Genomic DNA, 22166 nt, shown 5'->3' on the forward strand with positions numbered 1-22166 from the left:
CACGACCTGGTGATCGCTGTAATCGACACTCAGGTTTCGCACTCTCATGCTCACGGTGGATACGGTTCGAGAAGAACATCCTGCGAAGTTGGTGCTCGGGAACTTGGCGTTGCATCGCTTAGAGAGCTCTCGCTCTCTGACCTACCTAGGGCCCAATCGCAGCTAGACGACGAGACTTTTAGGCGTGTTCGCCACATCATCACCGAGAACCAAAGGGTGCTTGACACTCTTAGTGCGCTGCGCGAAGGCAACCTTTCGTCTTTGGGCAGATTGCTTTTGGAATCCCACGCCTCGATGCGTGACGACTTTGAAATCTCAGTTGCTGAACTAGACCTAGCCGTTGAAACTGCAAGGGCAACCGGCGCAATTGGTGCCCGAATGACCGGTGGTGGCTTTGGTGGTGCAGCAATTGCGATCATCCACAAAGACAAGCTTGCGGAACTTGCAGAAAACTGCGAGCTGACTTTTGCAAAGGCGGGCTTCACTAAACCACGAGTGTTCTCGGTAACCCCATCCGAAGGTGCGAAGCGCGAGTTCTAAGCGGTAGCTGAAACCCTCACGCCGGCATCGACCAGCTCGTCGATCGCTGCCTCAGTGGACGCGGCTGATACCCCAGCGGTCAAAGACGTAATCACGCGAACATCAAGACCGAACTTCTTGGCATCAAGAGACGAGGCTCGAACACAGTAGTCGGTTGCGATTCCAACCACATCAACCTCGGTAATCCCTAATCGAGAAATCAGATCCTGAATCTTTTCGCCAGAATCTGTGACGCCATCAAATATGGAATAGCCGGGCTGGTCTTGACCTTTTTTGATATGAATATCTACCAGCGACGAATCCAGATTTGGGTGGTAATCGGCACCAGGTGTGCCCGCAATGCAGTGCAGCGGCCAAGTGTCCACATAATCCGGTTCAATGCCGGCTGCTGGAAAGTGACCGCCGTTTGCACTATCTGGTGTGTGCCAATCTCTGGAGGCAATTACCTTGTCGTAGTTGGATTTGTTGCCCTGCAAATATTTGGTGATGCTGCTGGCTACTTGAGCGCCACCTTGGCAGGCCAAAGCACCGCCCTCGCAAAAGTCGTTCTGCACATCAATGACAAACAGGGCCCTCGACATTGCTACTGATTACCCAATAGCGTTCCGCAGTTATAGATGCCCATAGCTAGATCATCCATTGCCTCACGATTTGCCTCTGTGACCTTACCTAGGTTGTAGAGGGTGAAGAGTAGGTTGCCACCATCTGGAGTCTGCATAAACCCAGCCAAGGTGTAGCCGGTCTGAATCCAGCCGGTCTTGGCGGTGATCTTGCCAGCAGCTTCCTCCAGTCGGTATGAGAGTGACCCAGGAGTTCCTGCCACCGGCATGCCGTCTTTGATCACTTCAAAATCGCCATAGCCCGACTGAATTAGTCCAAGTAGTGAGTTGATTAGCGCAGGCGATGCCGCGTTGTAATCCGAAAGCCCTGAACCATCTTCAATTCTGAGGGAACTCAGATCCAGGCCGGTGTTTTTCAAAGCCAGCTTGTATGCGCCATCAAGCGATGCAAAGCTCGTTCCGAACCCGGTGTCTATGGCAATCAGGCGAGCAAGTGCCTCAGCCAAGGTGTTGTCGGAGACTACAAGCATGTAGTCGATCCACTCCCTAATTGGTCTTGAGGTGACCTTCGCAACTTCTTTGACTGTGGTTGGGGCCACTCCCTTGGTCACAACCGCTTGCGACCCTGCAGCACCAAGGGCTTCTTTGAACCACTTACCTGCCCTTGCGACCGGGTCGCTACCACGAGCCGAATCCTTACCGGCTGCGTTGTTTCTATCGCCATCGATCTGCAGAGCAGAGACTTTAGACATGTAGCCTTCGGCGATGCCCTTTTTGTCCCAGTCGGTCTTCCAGTCGCCAGATTTGCCACCGTACAAAGAGTTGTCAACGACAATTTGGCTAAAGGTTTGGCCCGGAAGTGCCTTGGTGATTTGACGAATGAGGGTTGCAAGCTTCGGAGCGTTTTTATAAACGCTTTGGCTTGTCACATCGGTTCTTGAGAGAGTGACGTCACCGGCACCAACCACATACAAGATGCTCGGGTCGACAGAGTCGACATAAACCCGGGTGGTGACCACATAGTTCGGACCTAAAGTCTCCAGCGCAGCGGCAGCGGTAACTAGCTTCAATACCGAAGCGGTCCTGGCTCCAACCTTGGAATTTACATCCAGCAGCACGGCTGAAGTTGAAACATCCACCACCTGAGCCTGAAGATCCAAAATGCCTTCAGCCTCTATGAATTCTTTGACACTGCAGGACTGGGAAACCACAGCGCTAACACTTGCGCTGTCGGTAGCGGCAGCCGAGCTGGTGGCAACTGCAGATACGGTCGCAGGTTGCGATTCAACCGGCGCTGCGTCCTGACGGTTGGACAGCGGTCCCAAAAACAAAATTGACAAAAAGAGTAGCCCGGCGACTAAACCGCCAGAAATCCCATAAAGGGCCTGCTTCATTGATCCTGCCTTACGCTTTTACCCATGAAGCTTAACTTGATTGGCCTTGGTTTGCTCGTTTCACTGCTGGTTGGACCTAGTGCCACAGCTCACGATGACGTTATTGATCAGGTCCCAGCGCCTGGTTCCCAGGTCGAAGCGGGCATGGTTGAGATCAAGCTCGACTTCTCAAATGAGCTGTTGGATATTGGTAGTGGCGCCGAAATTGTTGTCACCGCACCCGATGGCAGCCCTGCAACTGCAACCTGCGCTGAACTCTCTGGCACTTTGGCCACCGCACAAACCGATCTCTACCAGGCTGGTACCTACACCGTTGCCTGGAGGGTGGTTTCATCCGATGGGCATCCGATTGAGGGCAGTTACAGCTTCGAGCTGCTAAACACTTCCGGTTATGTCGCGAGCGCAAACATCGAGCCTTGCCTAATTGCAACTTCTGCGCCGGCTCCACAAGAGCCAGCAAACTATTGGCTTTTGTTTGGATCCTTAGGGCTAGCAGCTGCCGGATTATTCCTGTATTTGCGTCCTAGGAAGCCACGCTCTAGCAACTAGCGAAGAAACCCCGATCCATAGAGCTGCAAATAGCGACTCGAAGATCACCGTGAATCTCAAGCCCTCTGGGGCTGAAAGCAGTGAGTAAGCCACATCCATGGCTTGAGAGAACATGAACCCGGAGACTCCGGCGACAATCAAACCGATCACAATCCCGCGAGCACCTTTAGCGCTGCGCCTTGCACTCCAGGTTGAGAGCAGAACGAGTCCCAGCATCAACAAAAGCCCAATGACTGCCAAGCTCAAGCTTGGGTGGTAGAGGTATTGCAACCCACCGAGCAAGATTGCTTGAGCAATCCAAAAAATGTTGGTTCTCAATTTGCGATTAGTCCAGCTGACAGAACTCGTCTAGTGGACCCTTTGGCCCTGCAATAACGATGGTGTTTCCCTTGCGCAGCACGGTATCTGGGAAGGCTGGCTTGTAGCCGGAACCATCGTTCACAGCTACCACTGTGACGCCATAGCTGGCACGAATCTTCGCCTCCGAGAGCGGCTGGCCCTCAAAAACGACTGGAACGTAGGTCTTCACCATTACGAAGTCCTCATCGATGTGGACGTAATCCAGGGACTCACCTGAAACCTGGTGGGCAACTCTTCGACCCATCTCATACTCAGGGAAGATCACATGGTGGACACCAATTTGAGTCAGGATGCGACCGTGAGATGCTGAGTTGGCCTTTGCCCAAACCTGCTTGACTCCGATCTGCAGCAGCAGAGACGCGGTCAGAATGGAGGCCTCTAGGTCGGCACCGATGGCAACAACAGCACTGTCCATCTCCGCAATGCCAAGTTCGCGAAGGTTCTCCTCGTCAGTGGTGTCAGCAGAAACCACGTGGGTAAGCGTTGGGGCCAGGTGCTGAACGATGCGATCATCGCTATCAATTCCCAAAACCTGATGACCAGAATTCACCAATTCGGTCGCCAGCGCGGAGCCGAACCGGCCCAAACCAATGACCGCCACGTTTGCGGTGTGGAATCTGCGCTTCACCCTTGGCTTGCTGTTTCCCATTTCTAGCTTCTTTCTATTTATTGGGTACCACTACCCGATAAGTGGGCTCTCTTTTGGATATTCAAAGTGACGCTTAACTTTTCTAAGCGCCAAAGCTGTTGCCATCGACACCGGTCCGACACGGCCGATAAACATCAAAATCGCGAACATGACCTTGCCTGGGTCGTGCATATCCATGGTGACACCGGTTGACAATCCCACGGTGCAAACTGCCGACAGCACATCAAAAATAATCATATCCAGCGGGAACTCAGTTGTTAGTCGCATGATCACAATTGCAAATGCCGACACCGATGCGGTTAGGCCAACGATGGTAAGGGCTTGACGCTGAATAGATCTTGGCAATCTGCGGTTACCGATGTTGACCGCAGTCTCACCGCGGATCTCAGTGAAAACGATGTAGGCCAAAACCACTGCGGTTCCGATCTTGATTCCGCCTGCAGTCGATGCTGAGCCACCACCGATAAACATAAGTAAGTCCATACCCAGCCAGGTGGAAGGGTGCATGGCGGTTATGTCTTGAGCATTGAAGCCTGCGGTTCTAGGCATAATCGCAGCGAATATCGAATCAAGAATCTTTGTCAATGGATCCAACGGCCCAAGTGTCCTTGGGTTATTCCACTCCAGAATCGCAACATAGGCAGTTCCACCTACCACCAACACCAGCGATGCCCAAAGAATGATTCGGGAGTTCAAAGACCACTGAACCGGTAGGAAAACAAACTTACGACCCAAGAACTTGTTTGTGGAATTCTTGATTCGATCCCAGCCCTCCGCCAACACTGGGAACCCAAGCGATCCCATGAAGGCACCAACAAAGATCGGGATGATGATCCAGCTGTCTCGCGCAAAGCTCATCAAACTGTCGCTGTAGAGAGCAAAACCGGCATTGTTGAAAGCTGAGATGGCGTGGAATGCACCGTGGCCAACCGCATCTTGGAAGTCATAGCCATACTCGGTGAAAAATCGATAAAACAAGAAAACGAAAAGCAACGCTTCAAAGAACAGCATCATCTTCACGATGCTGGTGATCAGCTTGCGAACATCTGGGTTACCGCTGACAGATGCCTCGGCCCTCGCAGATGCTCGACTGCTCAGAGAAATGCGACCGTCAACTAGGTAACCGAGCAGGGTTGCAAAACCAACAATTCCAAATCCACCGATTTGAATGAGCAGGGCGATAACGAAGTGACCATAGATATTCCAGTGCAGTGCGGTGTCCACCGATGCCAGACCAGTTACGGTTACGGCACTTGCGGCCGTGAATAGCGCGTCCGCGAAACCAGTCCCTTTACCGCTGACAGCGGTGAACGGCATCATCAAAAGGGCTGTTCCGACTGCAATTACGCCGAGGAAAGCGAGCACGATGAGCCTGGAGGGGTGAATCTGCTTCTTCAAATCACTCACCAGCCAATGACGTCTGGGTGTGTGACAAAGCCACGCAATGCGCTGATTTAGCCAGCTCGGAATTCACCCTGCAACTTTACGCCTTTCTTGGAGCGGTTTGGCAAGTATCGAAACCAGATTCTGGAAATAGCTGGGGTGTTCGCTGGTTGACTTGAGTGTGATGTTGATCTTCGACGGTGACTGCAAGTTCTGCTCCTCGAGCGCTCGTGCTTTTGTTCGCATGACCAAAAATCGCATTCCTACCGCGCCCTACCAGCGCTCTGATCTGGCCGCCTTGGGCTTGAATCTGACTGACTGCGAGCAGGCCGTGCAGTATGTCAACGACAGAGGCACGGAATCCGGTCACCTTGCGATATCGCAAGGGTTGATTGACTCCAAGACCATCTGGTCTTTGGCGGGTTACGTTTTGAAGTGGCCGGTGGTCACCAGCGTTGCTTTTGTGGTTTACCACTGGGTGGCAAAAAACCGCCATCGCTTCCCCGGTGGTACACCCGCCTGTGCGATTGATGGCAGATAACGAGGTTTGTAAACGCTTGCGTTTAACCCCATTTGTCTCACTACTATTGGTGTAAATAAGTACCGCAATCGCTTACAGGAGGAACCCATGTCGGGCGCCAGCATTCTCGTTTACGCCGAGCGCGTGGGAGGAAGCCTTTCCGAGATTGAGAAGTTACTTGCGGGTCCCCTAAAAGACTTCAGCGGTATTCACGTGCTTCCGTTCTTCCACCCTTACGACGGTGATGATGCCGGCTTTGATCCAATTGACCACAGCATTGTTGATCCTCGTCTTGGCAATTGGACTGACTTCAAGCGGATCTCAGAAACTCACGAGCTCACTGCTGACCTGATTGTGAACCACGCCTCCTACCTCTCCCCTGAGTTTTTGGATTGGCAGGAAAAGGGCGATGCCTCAGAGTTTGCAGGTATGTTCCTCACCTACGACGTGGTGTTCCCGAATGGTGGAACTGAAGAAGGGATTACTTCCTTCTACCGCCCAAGACCTGGCTTCCCCTTCACCGCATACAACGTTGCTGGTGAGCGCAGATTGGTATGGACCACGTTCATGCCGTCTCAGGTTGATATCGACATCAACCACCCAGCCGGTCAGGGCTACTTGGATCGAGTCCTGAAGGCCCTAAAGTCCGGTGGCGTAAAGGTGGTTCGCCTCGATGCAATTGGCTATGCCGTAAAGACCCCGGGCACAGACTCGTTTATGACCCCAGAAACCTTGGAGTTCGTCAAAGAGCTAACCGAGAAGATCCACGGTTACGGCATGCGCGTTTTGGTTGAGGTTCACGCTCACTACACCCAACAGTTGGACATCGCGCCACTGGTTGACTTGATATACGACTTCCAAACTGCGCCACTACTGTTGCACTCATTCTTTACCGGCACCGTGGACCGATTGGACAACTGGTTCAAGATTCGCCCAGACAACTGCCTAAACGTGCTTGACACCCATGATGGTTACGGCGTAATCGACGGCGGTCCAATTGGTGGTCGTCCAGGACTTATAACCCAAGATGAGATGGCCTTTATCTTCAAAAAGGCCGAGGAGAACACAGGCGGCCACTCTGCAATTGCAAGCGTGATTCCGCAGTGGTTTGACCTGCCTCACCAGATCAACGCGACCTTGCCAAACATCTTGGCTAATGACACCGCATACGTAATCTCCCGCATGGTGCAGTTCTTGCTGCCGGGAGAACCGCAGGTTTACTACGTCGGCCTATTCAACGGGATGGATGACAAAGAGTTGTTCGCAAAAACTGCCCAGGGTCGCGACACTAACCGTCACAACTACACCCCTGCAGAGATTGATCAAGCGCTAAAGAGCGAGGTAACCCAGGCAATTATTGCAATGGCGAGAATCCGCAGATCTAGTGCCTTCGAAGGTAAATTCTCCTGGCAGGTGCTGGGTTCGGACAAACTTGCCATGAGCTGGAGCGGCGCTAACGAAGAGCTGCACTTTGAATTTGCAACCAGCATTGGTTCACCAAGTTTTAGCTTGGTTCACAAATCAGCAGGTAGTGAACGCAGCTTCAAAACTGTTGCCGAATTGGCAAGCTTCTAGTTACTGCCCAACAGCCTTGCGCACGAGCTGTGCAATTCGCTCTTTCACCGCTGGGGTGAACTTTATAATCGCAAAGCTGGTTGGGAACATGTCACCATCATCGACTTTTGCAGTCTCCTGGAAACCAAAGGTCGAATAGCGAGATTCGAACTTAGAACCGGGCTGGAAAAAACAGACCACTTTGCCATCAAGGTAGTAGGCAGGCATTCCATACCAGGTCTGTGGCTTGAGGTTCGGATCGATGCTTAGCACGAGCTCGTGAATGCCGAGGGCAATCTTCTGCTCGGCCGGAGTCATCTCATCAACCTTGCGACGAACTTGATCCTCACCCGAGAGTTTTTTGAACTCGCGCTGTTCGCGAGCTCTTTCTTGCATGGCTTTCTTCTCGGCATCGCTAAAAGTTGGCATCTTCCCTCTTGTTTGAATTGGATCTAAATCAAGAGTCTAAAACTTTTTGAGATTCAGTAAGGCGAACGAGGAAAAGGGATTTCATCTTCTTGAAACCAAAGACACCTCGCCTGTTCACCTAACTGCCACACGAAGTTGTGTTTGCTCACAGATAGTTCTTCCAAACGTCCATCAATTAGGAGAAGAAATGCGCAAATACATTGCTTTGTCGGTCATTCCGGCAGCAATTCTTGGTATGGGCATCCCAGCTTCAGCGAACTCTACCGAGCCGATTTACCTTGCTTCACTCGAATCAACCGCAAAGCTTTCTGTGCTGGCAACCGCTGGCAACACCTACGGAAGCTGGATGCTTCCTGGCGTTCCAGACGGAATGGGTGCTTACTCTCAGGGCGGCAAGGTTCAGGTACTAATGAACCACGAGCTCAGCGCAACCGGTGCTGCTGCTAGCGCATCTCGCGCTCTTGGCGATGCAACGGGTGGTTCGACCATTACCCGCTTCACCATTGACCCGAAGACGGGTGCTGTGGTTTCTGCCGAGGAGCACCTAAAAGACATCATTTGGTATGACTACGCCGCTGGCCTGCACAGCGCTGTCCCAGGCGCCCCAGCGTTCGCAACTTTGGTTGACCCCCTCTACAAGACCAACTGGCACGGACGTGAGCTAAACCGCTTCTGCTCCGCTGGAATGGCAGCCGCTGGCGTGCTTTCTTACAAATCCGGCAAGACAACCTACGGCTACACCGGCAATGTATTTCTAACCGGTGAAGAGTCGGGCGATGAGTCCCGTGCGTTCGCAATCAACACTGCGGGCCAGGCTGTTCAGCTACCTCGTCTAGGACTAGCTTCATGGGAGTCTTTCCAGGTTGCAAACACCAAGGCTAAGACCACCGTTGTAATCGGTGGCGAAGACGGTAGCGATATCAAGTCTCAGCTTTGGATGTATGTCGGTAGCAAGACCACCAAGGGCCTATGGTTCGAGAAGGCTGGTCTGAACAACGGTAAGAACTACGTACTTTCAGTTGCCGGCATTGCCAACGACACCGCTTACCGCGCTGCTTACCCAAAGGGCACCAATGCTCCGGTTACCTTCAACGAGGTTAACTGGAAGAGCAGCGGAACCGTTCAGAACGAATTCGCACAGACCTGGGGCCTTGGATTCTCCCGCGTTGAAGATGGCGCGTTCGATCCAAAGAACCCAAATGTTTACTACTTCGTAACCACTCAGTCCAACAAGGACGCAAAGGCCACCACCCCTAACCCTGCAACACCAACCGTTTCACGCGATGGTGGAGCACTTTGGAAGGTGACCTTCAAGGACATCAAGAACCCACTAGCTGGCGCAACCATCACCATGCTGCTAGATGGCTCTGAGGCTCCTTACCTATCCAAGCCAGACAACATTGAGGTCGACGTGCTCGGCAACATCTTGATCCAGGAAGACCCAGGCAGCAACGCTCACCGTGCACGCCTAGTGGCTTACAACACCAAGACCGCTCAGGTGGCTGAGGTATTGCAGTTCAAGAAGGAGTACTTCGAGAAGGGTCAGTCAGCATTCATCACAGAAGACGAGGAATCCAGCGGTATTACCGACGTGACCCAGTTCTTCAAGAAGAGTGCGACAGACACCAGCCGCTACTACATCCTGAACGCACAGATCCACGCATCCCCTGCAGCGTCTAGACCAGATGTTGCAGACGCAGCGACCCGCTTGGCAAGCATCATCGAGGGTGGACAGCTTTACGTCCTCGAGGTATCCGACTGGGCAGCAATCTACAACTAGTCCAAAAGAAAATGCCCCTCCCTTTCGGGAGGGGCATTTTCACTTTTAAGCCTGAGCCACCCAGGAGAATCGAACTCCTGACCTGCTCTTTACGAGGGAGCTGCTCTACCGACTGAGCTAGGGTGGCCTGTGCCTTTGGCACGTAAAAAGTTTAGCGCCAAAGAAAAATGGGCAACCATTGCGGTTGCCCATTTCCTTAGGAGGCCCAAGTCATAAAACCTGGGTTCTTCCGCCTTTAGATTGCAGTCTTTGGCGGAATTCGAATAAGTCTTAGTCGTCAACCTTTTGGGAATGCTCGGCATTCCCTTGAGAGGACAAAACACGGTCAATTCGCCTAAGTGCAGCATCCTCAATCGGCGACTCAGGGCCGATAGCAAAACGCATCAAAGCTAGCAGGCTTGTGGTGATCGGACGCAATAGCCAAAGTGGCGCTGAACGGATACCAATAAGTGCTCTGAACCTTGGATCAAGGCTTGCAACAGCGGAGTAGAAAAGCAGTTTGTAAACCGGTTTGGTAAGTGCTGGCAGCGGAGCATTCTTGATCCACTTGATGACAGCGCGAGTCTTTTCAGTGATGATCAGCTCCTCTGAAAACTCATCCAGCAATTGATTAAGTTCTGCCTCCGAAGTTGGAACATCATCCAGTCCAAGTGGTGCTACGGATTTACCCCACAGCCTCACATAGGCATCCGCTCCGCCGGGAATTGGTGCTTTCGAATAGTTCTGATGGGCTCTTAGAAAGCTCTCCATAAAGGCGATGTGGACCCAAAGCAGAAGTCTTGGGTCAGCGGCTCGATAGCTTGAGGTTTCACCCTGTGCCGTTTGGTACTCGCCACTAACTCTGGTGTGCATGCGATTGACTCGGCCAGCTTCATTCTGAACGGCCTCGATTGACCCGAAGGTCGTGATTGTCAGCCAGCGAATAGTTCCGGAGAGTCGACCCAAAGGATCCTGCTCATACCTGGAGTGCTGAGCAACGCCAGCAAGAGACCCTGGGTGCAGTGCCTGCATCAGTAGCGCCCTTACACCCCCGACCAAGGTGGAGAAGTCTCGGTGAATTACCCAAGGTGCATCCTGTGGGGAAAACATTCCAATGTCATCACCTTCAGCTACAACCGCAAGCCATGGCGGGTTGCCATCGGTTGCTCCTGAAAGCAGCTTTCGAAAGCGAATTGAAAGCTTTTCTTGTAGCTTGGTGTTCTTACTAGGCATCTGTCTTTATCTCCTGAAAGGGCAACCATGGAAACCTCGCAACTAATCCGAGAATTCAACACAAATCGCCTGCACCTGATTTTGGCCCAGCTAGCACCGACCGGACTATTGGCATTTGCTGCGATCGCGACCCCAGAAATTGCCGGCTCCAGCAACTACCTCAAGATTGGTTTCGCCTTGATTCTTCTGGCGAGCGGAATCCTTGGAGCACTGGCTGAGTATTCAGCTGCTTCTCAAGCCCAGGCAACTATCGATTCACTGAAGCTGGTGACCGATAAGAACCCGCTGGTTGAGCGAATCATCAGCTTCCGACCATGGCTAGAAATCGTCAAGTTTGTAACCCCAGCAATCTTTGTTGCCATTTTTATTGCGATTCTTATGGGACTGTTCGCCTAAGAACTAACCGCAGATAAGTTCTGCCGATCCAAGATTTTCACCCAGCAGATAATTCTCAACATAGTCATTTACGCAAGTATCCGAACCGTAGGCTGTGTGACCTTCACCTTTGAAGGTGAGAAGCGTTGCTCCACTTAGGAGCTTGGCCAGACTGACCGCCTGCTGGTAAGGAGTTGCCGGATCTCCGGTAGTTCCAATAACCAGCGGGCCTACTTGAAGGGCGACGGTGTAATCGAGTTCGACCATGGATTTGCCTTCAGGCCAACCAAGGCAGCCTAATTCTGGGTAGGCGAAGTACTTACCAAAGACGTTACTGGCACCAAGCGCGGCCTGCTTCACCATCGCAAAGTCCTCAGGTGCGACCCGCTCATCAGCGCAATTGATAGCGGTGTTTGCCTCATTGATGTTTGAGAGGTATCCGCCATCCGGGTCCTTGTCGTTGTAGAAGTCGGCAAGCAACAGCAGCGTCGAGCCATCCCCCTGAAACGCCTCTTCAAAAGCTTGGGTTAGATACGGCCAAGACGCTTGCGAATAAAGTGCCGCAAAGATCCCATAGAGCGCAACTGTAAGGCCAGCCTCACGGTCATATTGAGTCGCTAGCTTGGTTTTTTGTAGGTCTATTAGTAACTCATCGACCCGCGTCAAAGCGTTGTCTACGGTTCCTGCAAATGGGCAAACATCTTGTGCGAGGCAGTCTGCCAAGTAGGTACTAAAGGCCTTATCAAAGCCGGCAACCTGGTTAACCGTTGCCTCACCCGCACTCAGGGTCGGATCTACTGCTCCATCGAGAACGAACCTGCCGACCCGATCGGGGAAGAGTGCGATGTAGGTAGCACCAAGTTCGGTGCCGTAGCTGAATCCCAAGTAATCGAGTTTCTCAACGCCAAGTGCAGAGCGAATCACATCCATGTCTCGAGCAGCCTGCTGGGTGTTGAAGTATGAAACATCAAAACCGGACTCTTGGCAGGAGGCAGCAAACCTCGTCAAAAGGTCTATGGAAACTTCAATGTCTTGATCGGATCCCAGCGGGAAGCCGGATTCTTCGTAGTAAACTTGGTCCTTCAGGTCCATGTCACTACAGGTCACCGGGGCTGACTTCCCTACTCCGCGAGGGTCAAAGCCAATCAGCTGGAAATTACTTCGAAGCTTTTCGGTGCCGAGACTTTCATAACTATCTCGAACATAAGCCACTCCACTTGCACCTGGGCCTCCGGGGTTTATCAATAGCGGGGGAAGGTTGTCTGTTCCAGCTTGTCTGATAAGGGCGATTTCTAAAACCTGTCCATCCGGGTTTAGGTGATCGAGCGGGACAGCCACTTCTGAGCACTCAAAACCAGGATCACAAGCTTCCCAGCTGATCTGCTGCTGAGAGAAATCGACGCCGGATTGAACCTGCTCGATTGGACTTGGAACTGTCGCTGTGCAGCCGGTGAGGACTAACAAAACCGACAGCGCAAGCGCCCTAAGCCGCAAGAGAACCCCGGAAGATGAAGTTGGTGCAGAGAGCTTCTAGAACTAGGAGGTCCCTGACGTTGGATGCTAGCCGCTGCCTAGATTGGGTTATGGCATCGAGGATTGCGATGGTCTGCTCGATTGTGGTGCCTTGCGATCGCTGCAGCAAATCGGACTCAATCTCGGTGTTCACAAGTTCGACTTCGGCACCTAGTTGCAGTGCCATCAGGTCTCGGTAAATTGACTCGGCATCCGTGAAGATTCGATCAATTCCATCGCGAAGCGCCCTGGTTGCCCTACGCTTTTGATTCTCTTCGAGCTCTTTGAATTGCGAGCGCAGGTTAGGCGGAAGCTTTTCATCGACCGCCAGACCGTATGCCTTCATCAGGGCATCTTTTTCCAAAGCATCTTTTTCAGCGCTGGATGCTTCGGCATCGCGCTTGGCAACACCCAAAAGCTTCTCGGCGGCAACCATGGCGGAACTGAGATTAGAGATTGACATCAAGACTCTTAGAGTCTCAGACCTTCGAGACCGCGCGTCTGAGGAGAGTGCGAGTCGTCTTGCCATGCCAACGTGGTTCTGCGCCAAAAGCGCAGACTTTCTCGCTAGGTCCAAGGCCACGCCATCGCGATGCACCAAAAGGGTCGCAACCTCATCAATAGAAGGCAGCCTTAGGTTCACATTGCGGGTTCTTGAGCGAATGGTTGGCAACAGGTCTGAGACGCTTGGGGCACAAAGAATCCAAACCACCTTCTCGGCAGGTTCCTCTAGGGCCTTTAGCAAAACATTCGAGGTGCGCTCCGTCATGCGATCGGCATCCTCGATGATGACCACTCGGTAATCACCGATTGTGGTTGACATAGAGGAGCGAGAAACCAGGTCTCGTACCTCTTCGATGCTAATGACCACTCGATCGGTGACCAGCATTGAAACGTCTGGGTGAGCATCTGCCTGCACCAAGCGACACTGTTGGCACTGCCCACAACCGTCCTCAGCACATTCGAGGGCAGCGGCAAAGCTCTTGGCTAGATTGCTTCGGCCCGATCCCGCAGGACCGGTGAAGAGCCAGGCGTGATGAACCGAATCCGGCTTGCCAGCCACCGCTTTCTGAAGTTGCTCAATTGCCTCAGGCTGACCGAGCAGCTCATCCCAAACTGGGTGGCTCAACTTTTCTCCATGGTCAAAACCCGAGCTCTAATTTGCTCTTGAATCTCGTCGATGGACAAGGTTGCATCAACCACTAAAAAGCGTGGCTCTTTGGCAAGCTCCAAATACTGCGAACGCGCTCTTTCGAAGAAATCTACTTTTTCGCGCTCAAGACGATCTGGCTCAGTCCCGGTTTTGTTTCTGCGTGAAATCGCAGCGTGGGCATCAAGGTCTAAAAGAACCGTGAGGTCTGGGATTAGATTGTCCACTGCCCACAGTGAGATGTTTCTAACCTCGGTGACATCCAGCTCCCGAGCTGCGCCCTGGTAAGCAACCGATGAATCGAAGTATCGATCGCTGAGAACTACTTTGCCGCTCGCTAGAGCCGGGCGAATCTTGGTGGCAACGTGGTGGGCGCGGTCAGCGGCATAGAGAAGTGCTTCGGCGCGGGCGGCAACATCGCCTTTGCGGTGAAGCAATAGATGTCTGATTTCTTGGCCAAGTTCTGTGCCACCGGGTTCGAGGGTTCTCATGACTTCGCGGCCGCGACCCTCAAGCCAGCTTTGCAATAGGTCTAACTGAGTTGACTTTCCAACCCCGTCGATACCTTCGAAAGTAATAAACACGTCAGCGCTTTTTCCTAGAACTCTTAGCCTTTGAAGTTTTTGGCACCTCTCCCGGTCCCACCCCAAGCTTCTCACGCCTAATCGCCAGCAGCTCGAAGGCACGGTCGTTGGAGATGTCTTCCAATGGCTCGTCCTTTGGCACGGTGGCGTTGATTACGCCATCCGTCACGTAGTTTCCAAATTGACCAGTCTTTGCAAACACCGGCTGACCGGAGGCTGGATCCTCACCGAACTCGCGAAGCGGGGTCGATGCGGTTCTGCGAGCGCCGTATTTTGGCTGCTTGTAAATCTCGACTGCCTCATCAAGCGTGAGTTCGAAGATTTGTTCCTCTGCGGTTAGCGATCTAGAGTCAGTTCCTCGCTTGAGGTATGGTCCAAACTTGCCGTTTTGCGCGGTGATTTCCGCGCCAGATTCTGGATCTAACCCCAGCACCCTAGGTAGTGAGAGTAACTTGATCGCTTCTTCAAGGCTTACGGTTGAAACACTCATGGTCTTGAACAGAGATGCGGTCTTTGGCTTTGGGTTCCCCTCGTCAATCAAGGTCACGTATGGTCCGTAGCGACCGTCCTTGACAATGATGTCCAGACCGCTGGTTGGCTCTGCGCCCAATACCCTGTCCTCAGCAGCCGGGGTATTGATTAGCTCGATTGCCTTCTCGTGAGTTAGCTCATCTGGGGTTAGCCCCTCTGGGATATTAACAAGCTTGCGCTCGCCATCCTCCAACACCTCAAGGTATGGGCCGTACTTTCCGGTGCGAAGCAAGATACCTTCGGCGATTTCAAAGCTATTGATCAGTCTTGGGTCGGATTCACCCAAAGACTCGACAGTGTTCTTGAGACCTGTTTCAGAGAAGTAGAAGTTCTTTAGCCAGCTGGAGCGATCTAGCTCACCAAGCGCGATGCGGTCAAGATCCTCTTCCATCTTGGCGGTGAACTCAAAGTCCACTAGATTGCCGAAGTTCTCCTCCAAGAAGCGAGTAACGGTGAAGGCGATCCACTCTGGCACCAGGGCACTGCCGCGCTTGACGACATAGCCCTTAGACAGAATCGTCGAGATGATGGCCGCATAGGTAGAGGGTCTTCCAATCCCCTGCTCCTCCAAAGCCTTCACCAAAGATGCTTCGGTATACCTGGCAGGTGGCTGAGTCTGGTGTGACTTTGCCGTTGCCTCATTTACAGAAATCTGGTCACCTACTTCCAACTGAGGCAACTTGGCCTGCTCATCGCCATCGTCTTCACGAGTTTCGTCGTAAACCGCAAGGAATCCCTTGTAGGTGACGGTGGTTCCGCTTGCCGAGAGTTCTAGCTCTTCACCGGAGAGGTTCACGCTGAATTTAACCGAGGTTGTTGAGAGCTTGGCATCCGCCATCTGGGAAGCAACTGTTCTGCGCCAAATCAGTTCGTAAAGCGCAAGCGATCTTCCGTGCAGAACCGATGCCAGCTCACTGGGGTGCTTGAATACCTCACCGGATGGGCGAACTGCCTCGTGGGCCTCCTGAGCATTTTTCGACTTTGAGCCATAGATCCTTGGTGCATCCGCTACTAACTCTTTGCCAAATAGCTCTGCCGCTTGGGCTCGGGCAGCCGAGATTGCCTGCTGGGATAGCGCTGGGGAGTCAGTACGCATGTAGGTGATGTGACCCTCTTGGTAAAGCTGCTGAGCAGTATCCATTGCCTGCTTGGCGCTCATGCCCAACTTGCGAGAAGCTTCCTGCTGCAAGGTAGAGGTAGTGAACGGTGCGTATGGCTTGCGGGTTGAAGGCTTTGCCTCAACCTGCTCGACGGTTAGCTGCTGAGACTTTAGAGCACTGGCTAATTGCTCCGCCTTGGCTGGAGCCAGCACTAGGGCCGATCCCGATAGCTTGCCGTTATCGTCAAAGCTCTTGCCAGAAGCCAGCTTCTGCCCAGCGATTGCGGTTAGTTTCGCCTCAAAATCAATTTCGGATTTACTTAGCGCTGCGGTGACACTTGAGTAACCGGCGGTTACGAATGCCATGCGCTCGCGCTCGCGCTGCACAATCATTCGGATCGCCGGGGACTGAACTCGACCGGCGGATAGTCCACGGTTGATCTTTTTCCAAAGCACCGGGGAAATCTCATAGCCAACCAAGCGGTCTACTACGCGCCTAGTCTCCTGAGCCTGAACCAGGTCTTCGTTGAGAGCTCTGGTGTTATTCGCTGACTCTTGGATCGCCTCCTTGGTGATTTCGTTGAACACCATGCGGCGAACCGGAACCTTTGGCTTTAGAACCTCCAGCAGGTGCCAAGCAATCGCCTCACCCTCGCGGTCTTCATCGGTTGCGAGGTAAAGCTCATCAGCCTTTTTGAGCGCGGCCTTTAGGTCGCTAACGGTCTTGGCCTTGCCGGGGGAAACGACATAGAAAGGTAGGAAGTCATTGTCGACATCGATGGAGAACTTTCCCAGCGGACCCTTTTTCTTGTCGGCTGGAACGTCTTTTGGCTCTGCCAAATCGCGAATGTGACCAACGGACGCAAGAACTTCAAAGTCACTGCCCAGATACTTGGCAATGGTTTTGGCCTTGGCCGGTGACTCAACAATCACCAATCTCTTGGGCAAAAAGCTCTCCTTATTACTTAGATGGCCCTGCTATTGCTTGGGCTGTGAACAAAAATGGTGGCAAAGATTTTGAGACCTTCACCAACGCACTGAAACCGACAATACGACATGTGTCAAGTTCTAAGTCAAATCGGGCGGCAATTTGTTCCGGGTTTTCGCAAGAGTAACCAGAGATTAACCCCCTAGCCGTTTCACTTGCGGTAAGGGCTGCCGCATCCGCTACTAATTGCACCTGCTGCTGCCAAAAAGCCAGTTGAATAGCTAATCCGCAGACCAGCAAGAATCCCGGCACGGCGGCCAAAGAAATCGCAAGTCCTGCGGAAACACTGCCGGAATCTAACTTCCATGCTGGAAAAGACAAGCCCTTGCCTCCAAATCAATCGCAAGCCTCTTTTGGGCAACCACGCATATCAATTGCCCGTCTCGATAGCTATTGAACTGAGCGCCCTCGATTGGCAATAGCGATCTATTGATAGATAGCTGCCGAGCTTGAGTAAAGACATCGCGAGTCAGCTCCAGTTGCGCCACCCCAAGCTGGAATACCCCAAGGACTCCAGCCAGGGCCAGCACAACGGTTGGAAACAGCAGCATGAACTCCGCCGTCACGGCTCCTTTTTGATCACTGAATACCAAGAGCCCTGGCCACCAGTCCAAATAGCAAATCGCGCACTGCATCCGATCGCATAACCAGGATCAACAGCCCTGCAAAGGCCACTCCTCCCAAAGTTGCGATCGCATACTCGGCGGTAATGGCACCGCGGTCACTTACCAATTGCTTCATTTCTTTCCTTTCCTTAGAGCCCGAAACCGATCAGCATCGGGACGATTGTCAAAATCAAAAAAGCGGGCAGAACAGTTAGCGACATCGGAACCAAAAGCTCGATAGACATCCGCTTGGCTTTTGCCATTGACTCCTGCAGCGAACGTTGGGTCGTAAGTTCTATTTCAATCTCGACCAGCTCTTGTAGCGGGGCTCCGGTCAGACGGCTGAGTTCCACCAGCTTTGATACAGCTTTGGGATGGGAGTTATTTAGTGGTGTGCCAGCAGAGAGCAGCAGGCTGAATCTGAGTAGCTCAAAGGCTGGGTGCTCAGGCTCTTCAAGAAGCGGTCGCAGCAGTTTTCTCGACCATCGGATGCCTAGCAAAATCAAAACTCCAGCGCTTGCGAGGGCTACCGCACCAATTGGCTGAAAGATAGCGGCGATAGTTCCGAATCCTGCAAGCTGGCCGATTACCAGTGAGAGCGCTGGTAACCAAAGCAAAAGCTTCCGGGTGGCAATTGGCACAGCGTTTGCGGTTGCAAGCTCGAAGCGAAAACGCTCAAGGTCTAACTCAAAACCAACTAAGCGTTTGGCAACCTGACGAACTGGAGCTCCCGAGTAAATGGCGGATGACAGCAGTCTCTCTATTGGGCTTGACCCAGCTAGCTTTAGGCCGGAAATCTCAAGCGCGGTCTTTATGCTCACCCCCGATGACATCAGGGCTCCGAAGTTTGCCACCGAACTCAAAGCGCCACCTCGATGACGCTCAACTCTGTGGTCAGTCTTCCGATGTGAGTCAGTTTGCGCAGCCCCTCGACCCGCTGAAGCTGAAGTACTAAATCGAATGATTGGCTTACCATCTGCACGGTTAACTCCCTGTCGAAACCAGAAAGCAGTCCAAGCAATATCAATCGGTTTGGCAGATCCGCAAGACTCTTGGAGTGCAGGGTCGCCATAGTGCCGGTGTGGCCGTTGTTCATGGCTTGCAGCAGCACTCCAAACTCACTCCCCCTAACCTCACCCACCACTATTCGATCGGGCCGCATTCGCAGCGCCTCAATAACCAACTGCTGCATCGAGATCGCGCCTGCGCCTTCTTGATTGGCCGCTCGTTCGTGCAGCGATACGGCTGGATCGGAAACCATAAGCTCTGGAATCTGCTCAATACATATGACTCGTTCATCAAGTTCTGCGATGAGAGCACCTAGCAAAGTGGTTTTTCCTGATGAGGTTGCTCCGGCAACCACAATGTTTTGGCGCTGGGCCAAAGCAGCTTCTAGAAACTGATGCTGCCGGTGAGAGAGCATGCCCACTTCGACCAGGTGCTCAAATCGAATCACCGCGTGCGGATGCCTTCTGATCGAGACCAGCGGCTTTGGAGAAACACCTTGTCCAAGCACGGCGTGAAACCTAAAGCCCTGGACCATAAAGTCTGAAATCGGCTTTGACATGTCAATCCGCGAACCTGTTTGGAATCCAAGTTCAATCAAAAACTCAAAAAGATCGCGTTCAGAGACAAAAGGATTGGTGGTTCTGTGCAGCCCCTCACCGACATCTATATAGGTGTGAGCGTGGCCGTTGAGAGTTAGATCGGTCAACCCAGGGCGAGCCATCAACTCGGCTAGTGGTTTGGGTAACTGGATCTCCATGTCTAGATGGTGGACCGCAGCTCAAAGCAACTTGGCCAAGAAAAGTTTTCTGTGGAAAAAGAAAGGGCCGGCAGGTTTGGGGGAAACCTGCCGGCAAGCGACTGCGCATTGGGGGAACGCTGCAGTCGCCATCTGGCCGAAGCCAGAAAACAAACTTTATACGGGTATCACCACGTTTGTCCCCCGATTGTCGAAGTTTCTTTGAATCAGTTTCAATCCCAGAGTTTTTAGCCTTGGTGCCCACGAATCTGCCATGATTTGACTGTCAGCACATGGAGGGCAATAAGTCTGTGGAACACGAACTAGAGAACTTGCTTCACGAGGGAAGACGCTTCCCACCGAGCCAGGACTTCGCTGCCAACGCGATTGCGCAGCCTGAAATCTATGAGCGAGCCAGGGCTAATCGCCTTGAGTTCTGGGCCGAGCAGGCCAGAAATTTGCACTGGCACAAGCCCTTCACACAAACCCTTGACTGGTCCAATGCTCCATTTGCCAAGTGGTTCCACGATGGTGAATTGAACATTAGCTACAACTGCCTAGATCGTCACGTTGAGGCTGGCTGGGGCAAACGAGTGGCGTTGTTTTTTGAGGGTGAACCGGGCGACGCCAAGGTTTACACCTACCTGGATCTGCTAATCGAAGTAAAGAAAGCTGCCAACGTCCTTATCAAACTGGGCATCCAACCCGGTGACCGAGTAGCTATCTACATGCCCATGATTCCGGAGGCAATCATCGCGATGCAGGCCGTTGCCCGCGTTGGTGCCGTGCACTCGGTTATCTTCGGTGGCTTCTCGGCAGACTCTCTGGCTTCCAGAATTCAAGATGCCGAAGCCAAGTTGGTAATCACTGCTGATGGTGGTTTCCGCAAGGGCAAGGCCAGCCTGCTAAAGCCAGCCGTTGACGAGGCATTAGCTGACAATAAGTGCCCAACTGTCGAGAACGTGCTGGTTGTAAACCGGACCAATTCTGAGGTGGCCTGGGTTGAGGGACGCGATCTTTGGTGGGAAGAGCAGCTAAACCTGGTGGATAGGGAGCACGTTGCTCAGGGCTTCAATGCCGAGCACCCACTGTTTATCCTCTACACCTCTGGAACCACCGGAAAGCCCAAGGGAATTCTGCACACCACCGGTGGCTATCTAACCCAGACTGCATACACTCACAAGAACGTCTTTGACCTGCACGAAGGTCAAGACGTTTACTGGTGCACCGCGGATGTTGGTTGGATCACTGGCCACTCGTACGTTACATATGGACCCCTTGCAAACGGCGCCACCCAGGTGATTTACGAAGGTACGCCAGATTCTCCAGACTGGGGCAGATGGTGGGACATTATTCAGAAGTACCACGTCAATATTTTCTACACCGCACCTACCGCCATTCGCAGCTTTATGAAGATCGGCCGCAGCGTTACCACCCACTACGACCTAAGTTCAATCCGCGTGCTGGGTAGCGTTGGCGAGCCAATCAACCCTGAGGCTTGGATGTGGTACCGAGACGTTATCGGTGGCAACAAGGCTCCGATTGTGGACACGTGGTGGCAGACCGAAACCGGTGCGATCATGGTTTCTCCGCTTCCAGGCATCACCGCGACCAAGCCAGGTAGTGCTCAGGTAGCGCTTCCTGGAATTGAGCTGGCGATCGTCAATGATGAGGGCAAGGAGGTCGGCCCTGGTCACGGAGGTTACCTAACCATCACAGAGCCGTGGCCTTCGATGTTGCGCGGAATCTGGGGTGACCCAGAGCGCTACAAGGAGACCTACTGGTCACGCTTTGAGGGTAAGTACTTTGCCGGCGACGGAGCGAAGTTCGACGCCGACGGAGACCTATGGCTTTTGGGTCGAGTCGATGACGTGATGAACGTCTCTGGGCACCGACTATCCACCGCAGAGATTGAGTCGGCCTTGGTTTCTCACCCCTTCGTTGCCGAGGCAGCTGTGGTTGGAGCAAAGGATGAGACCACCGGTCAGGCAGTAGTGGCGTTCGTTATTTTGCGCACCTCGCACCTTGATGAGATTGGCTCTGACCAGGACACGTCCAAGATGCTGCGAGATCACGTTGCCAAGGAAATTGGTCCAATTGCAAAACCACGAACCATATTTGTGGTGAGTGAATTGCCAAAGACCCGCTCCGGCAAAATCATGCGCAGGCTGTTGCGAGATGTTGCCGAAGATAGGCCAATTGGAGACGTAACCACTTTGGCTGACAGCTCAGTGATGGAAATCATCACCGGGCGCATTAGCGCAGGCGCAAACGACTAAGTACTAGACGAATTCGACGATTAGTTCGACTTCAACTGGAGCATCAAGTGGTAGCGATGCCACACCTACGGCACTTCTAGCGTGCAGCCCAGCATCGCCAAACACCTTGCCCAGAAGTTCCGATGCGCCGTTTAACACGCCCGGCTGGCCAGTGAATTCTGGAGTAGATGCGACAAAGCCGACGACCTTGACCACGCGCTTGACGCGTGCCAGGTCACCAAGCACGCTCTTGATTGCAGCCAGCGCATTTAGGGCACAGCGCTGAGCAATCTCCTTGGCAAACTCCGGAGAAATCTCATTTCCAACCTTGCCGGTCGCCATCAGGACACCATCAACCAGAGGAATCTGGCCGGCGGTGAACACCAGATT

The 22166-nt window shown here is 52.9% G+C and carries 24 protein-coding genes and 1 tRNA gene; 7 read left to right on the plus strand and 18 right to left on the minus strand.

The genetic code is table 11. The features are described from left to right. On the plus strand, window positions 1-540 hold a 540-nt coding region (locus AC128V_RS02910), incomplete at its 5' end, for a galactokinase (RefSeq protein WP_482763181.1). On the opposite strand, the gene AC128V_RS02915 is transcribed toward AC128V_RS02910, so the two are convergent. Together AC128V_RS02915 and AC128V_RS02920 are read right to left on the minus strand one after the other, a co-directional pair. Then, window positions 537-1121 carry an isochorismatase family protein gene (locus AC128V_RS02915; RefSeq protein WP_482763182.1) on the minus strand — a complete coding sequence of 195 codons (585 nt, stop codon included), beginning with the start codon at window positions 1119-1121 and terminating at the stop codon, window positions 537-539. The genes AC128V_RS02910 and AC128V_RS02915 overlap by 4 nt on opposite strands. Before the next feature lie 2 nt (window positions 1122-1123). Beyond that, window positions 1124-2494 carry a D-alanyl-D-alanine carboxypeptidase/D-alanyl-D-alanine-endopeptidase gene (locus AC128V_RS02920; protein ID WP_482763183.1) on the minus strand — a complete coding sequence of 457 codons (1371 nt, stop codon included), beginning with the start codon at window positions 2492-2494 and terminating at the stop codon, window positions 1124-1126. A gap of 24 nt (window positions 2495-2518) precedes the next feature. On the opposite strand from AC128V_RS02920, the gene AC128V_RS02925 reads away from it, so the two are divergent. Continuing rightward, entirely contained in the window at window positions 2519-3043 is a 525-nt protein-coding gene (locus AC128V_RS02925) for a copper resistance CopC family protein (protein WP_482763184.1), read from the plus strand. On the opposite strand, the gene AC128V_RS02930 is transcribed toward AC128V_RS02925, so the two are convergent. Genes AC128V_RS02930 through AC128V_RS02940 form a run of 3 tightly spaced genes read right to left on the minus strand, consistent with a single transcriptional unit; the run spans window position 2999 to window position 5459 of the window. After that, window positions 2999-3361: a hypothetical protein gene (locus AC128V_RS02930; protein ID WP_482763185.1), complete on the minus strand. Its 363-nt coding sequence runs from the start codon at window positions 3359-3361 to the stop codon at window positions 2999-3001. The genes AC128V_RS02925 and AC128V_RS02930 overlap by 45 nt on opposite strands. Window positions 3362-3368: 7 nt before the next feature. Beyond that, window positions 3369-4052, minus strand: a complete 684-nt coding sequence (locus AC128V_RS02935) for a potassium channel family protein (RefSeq protein WP_482763186.1) — start codon at window positions 4050-4052, stop codon at window positions 3369-3371. 30 nt (window positions 4053-4082) lie between these two features. Then, complete coding sequence (locus AC128V_RS02940) at window positions 4083-5459, minus strand: TrkH family potassium uptake protein (RefSeq protein WP_482763187.1); 1377 nt, start codon at window positions 5457-5459, stop codon at window positions 4083-4085. Window positions 5460-5619: 160 nt separating this feature from the next. Between AC128V_RS02940 and AC128V_RS02945 the strand changes: the two genes are divergently transcribed. Further along, entirely contained in the window at window positions 5620-5976 is a 357-nt protein-coding gene (locus AC128V_RS02945; protein ID WP_482763188.1) for a thiol-disulfide oxidoreductase DCC family protein, read from the plus strand. 87 nt (window positions 5977-6063) lie between these two features. Continuing rightward, entirely contained in the window at window positions 6064-7530 is a 1467-nt protein-coding gene (locus AC128V_RS02950) for an alpha-amylase family glycosyl hydrolase (RefSeq protein ID WP_482763189.1), read from the plus strand. Here AC128V_RS02950 and AC128V_RS02955 read toward each other — a convergent pair whose 3' ends face one another. Beyond that, entirely contained in the window at window positions 7531-7938 is a 408-nt protein-coding gene (locus tag AC128V_RS02955) for a DUF1801 domain-containing protein (RefSeq protein WP_482763190.1), read from the minus strand. Between the two features lie 187 nt (window positions 7939-8125). Between AC128V_RS02955 and AC128V_RS02960 the strand changes: the two genes are divergently transcribed. Further along, the gene (locus tag AC128V_RS02960; protein ID WP_482763191.1) at window positions 8126-9718 is read left to right on the plus strand and encodes an alkaline phosphatase PhoX; all 1593 of its coding nucleotides are present in this window, start codon (window positions 8126-8128) and stop codon (window positions 9716-9718) included. 54 nt (window positions 9719-9772) lie between these two features. Here AC128V_RS02960 and AC128V_RS02965 read toward each other — a convergent pair. Together AC128V_RS02965 and AC128V_RS02970 are read right to left on the minus strand one after the other, a co-directional pair. Continuing rightward, window positions 9773-9845: transfer RNA gene (locus tag AC128V_RS02965), tRNA-Thr, on the minus strand. 143 nt (window positions 9846-9988) lie between these two features. Beyond that, window positions 9989-10930, minus strand: a complete 942-nt coding sequence (locus AC128V_RS02970) for an oxygenase MpaB family protein (RefSeq protein ID WP_482763192.1) — start codon at window positions 10928-10930, stop codon at window positions 9989-9991. 27 nt (window positions 10931-10957) lie between these two features. Between AC128V_RS02970 and AC128V_RS02975 the strand changes: the two genes are divergently transcribed. Beyond that, entirely contained in the window at window positions 10958-11326 is a 369-nt protein-coding gene (locus AC128V_RS02975) for a hypothetical protein (RefSeq protein ID WP_482763193.1), read from the plus strand. Window positions 11327-11329: 3 nt separating this feature from the next. On the opposite strand, the gene AC128V_RS02980 is transcribed toward AC128V_RS02975, so the two are convergent. The 9 genes from AC128V_RS02980 to AC128V_RS03020 are packed head-to-tail and all read right to left on the minus strand — an operon-like array spanning window position 11330 to window position 19539. Beyond that, window positions 11330-12799 (minus strand): alpha/beta hydrolase, encoded by a 1470-nt coding sequence (locus AC128V_RS02980; protein ID WP_482763194.1) that lies wholly within the window; start codon window positions 12797-12799, stop codon window positions 11330-11332. Beyond that, the gene (locus tag AC128V_RS02985; RefSeq protein WP_482763195.1) at window positions 12789-13946 is read right to left on the minus strand and encodes a DNA polymerase III subunit delta'; all 1158 of its coding nucleotides are present in this window, start codon (window positions 13944-13946) and stop codon (window positions 12789-12791) included. Before AC128V_RS02985 ends, AC128V_RS02980 begins: the two co-directional genes overlap by 11 nt. Beyond that, window positions 13943-14551: a dTMP kinase gene (gene tmk, locus AC128V_RS02990; RefSeq protein ID WP_482763196.1), complete on the minus strand. Its 609-nt coding sequence runs from the start codon at window positions 14549-14551 to the stop codon at window positions 13943-13945. Before tmk ends, AC128V_RS02985 begins: the two co-directional genes overlap by 4 nt. A 1-nt stretch (window position 14552) precedes the next feature. Beyond that, complete coding sequence (gene topA, locus AC128V_RS02995) at window positions 14553-17129, minus strand: type I DNA topoisomerase (RefSeq protein WP_482763197.1); 2577 nt, start codon at window positions 17127-17129, stop codon at window positions 14553-14555. A 13-nt stretch (window positions 17130-17142) separates the two neighbouring features. After that, window positions 17143-17490 carry a hypothetical protein gene (locus AC128V_RS03000; protein WP_482763198.1) on the minus strand — a complete coding sequence of 116 codons (348 nt, stop codon included), beginning with the start codon at window positions 17488-17490 and terminating at the stop codon, window positions 17143-17145. Beyond that, a complete protein-coding gene (locus tag AC128V_RS03005) occupies window positions 17466-17735 on the minus strand; it encodes a hypothetical protein (protein WP_482763199.1) in 270 nt (89 codons plus the stop codon). Before AC128V_RS03005 ends, AC128V_RS03000 begins: the two co-directional genes overlap by 25 nt. 13 nt (window positions 17736-17748) lie before the next feature. Continuing rightward, window positions 17749-17910, minus strand: a complete 162-nt coding sequence (locus AC128V_RS03010) for a DUF4244 domain-containing protein (RefSeq protein WP_482763200.1) — start codon at window positions 17908-17910, stop codon at window positions 17749-17751. Between the two features lie 13 nt (window positions 17911-17923). After that, window positions 17924-18628 carry a hypothetical protein gene (locus AC128V_RS03015; RefSeq protein ID WP_482763201.1) on the minus strand — a complete coding sequence of 235 codons (705 nt, stop codon included), beginning with the start codon at window positions 18626-18628 and terminating at the stop codon, window positions 17924-17926. A 5-nt stretch (window positions 18629-18633) separates the two neighbouring features. Then, the gene (locus tag AC128V_RS03020; RefSeq protein WP_482763202.1) at window positions 18634-19539 is read right to left on the minus strand and encodes a TadA family conjugal transfer-associated ATPase; all 906 of its coding nucleotides are present in this window, start codon (window positions 19537-19539) and stop codon (window positions 18634-18636) included. 272 nt (window positions 19540-19811) lie between these two features. On the opposite strand from AC128V_RS03020, the gene acs reads away from it, so the two are divergent. Then, window positions 19812-21797, plus strand: a complete 1986-nt coding sequence (gene acs / locus AC128V_RS03025; protein WP_482763203.1) for an acetate--CoA ligase — start codon at window positions 19812-19814, stop codon at window positions 21795-21797. Between the two features lie 3 nt (window positions 21798-21800). Here the strand turns inward: acs and AC128V_RS03030 are convergent. After that, window positions 21801-22166, minus strand: a 366-nt coding sequence (locus AC128V_RS03030; RefSeq protein WP_482763204.1) for a RidA family protein, incomplete at its 5' end; no start/stop codon positions are given.

It is taken from the genome of Aquiluna sp., assembly GCF_965064355.1.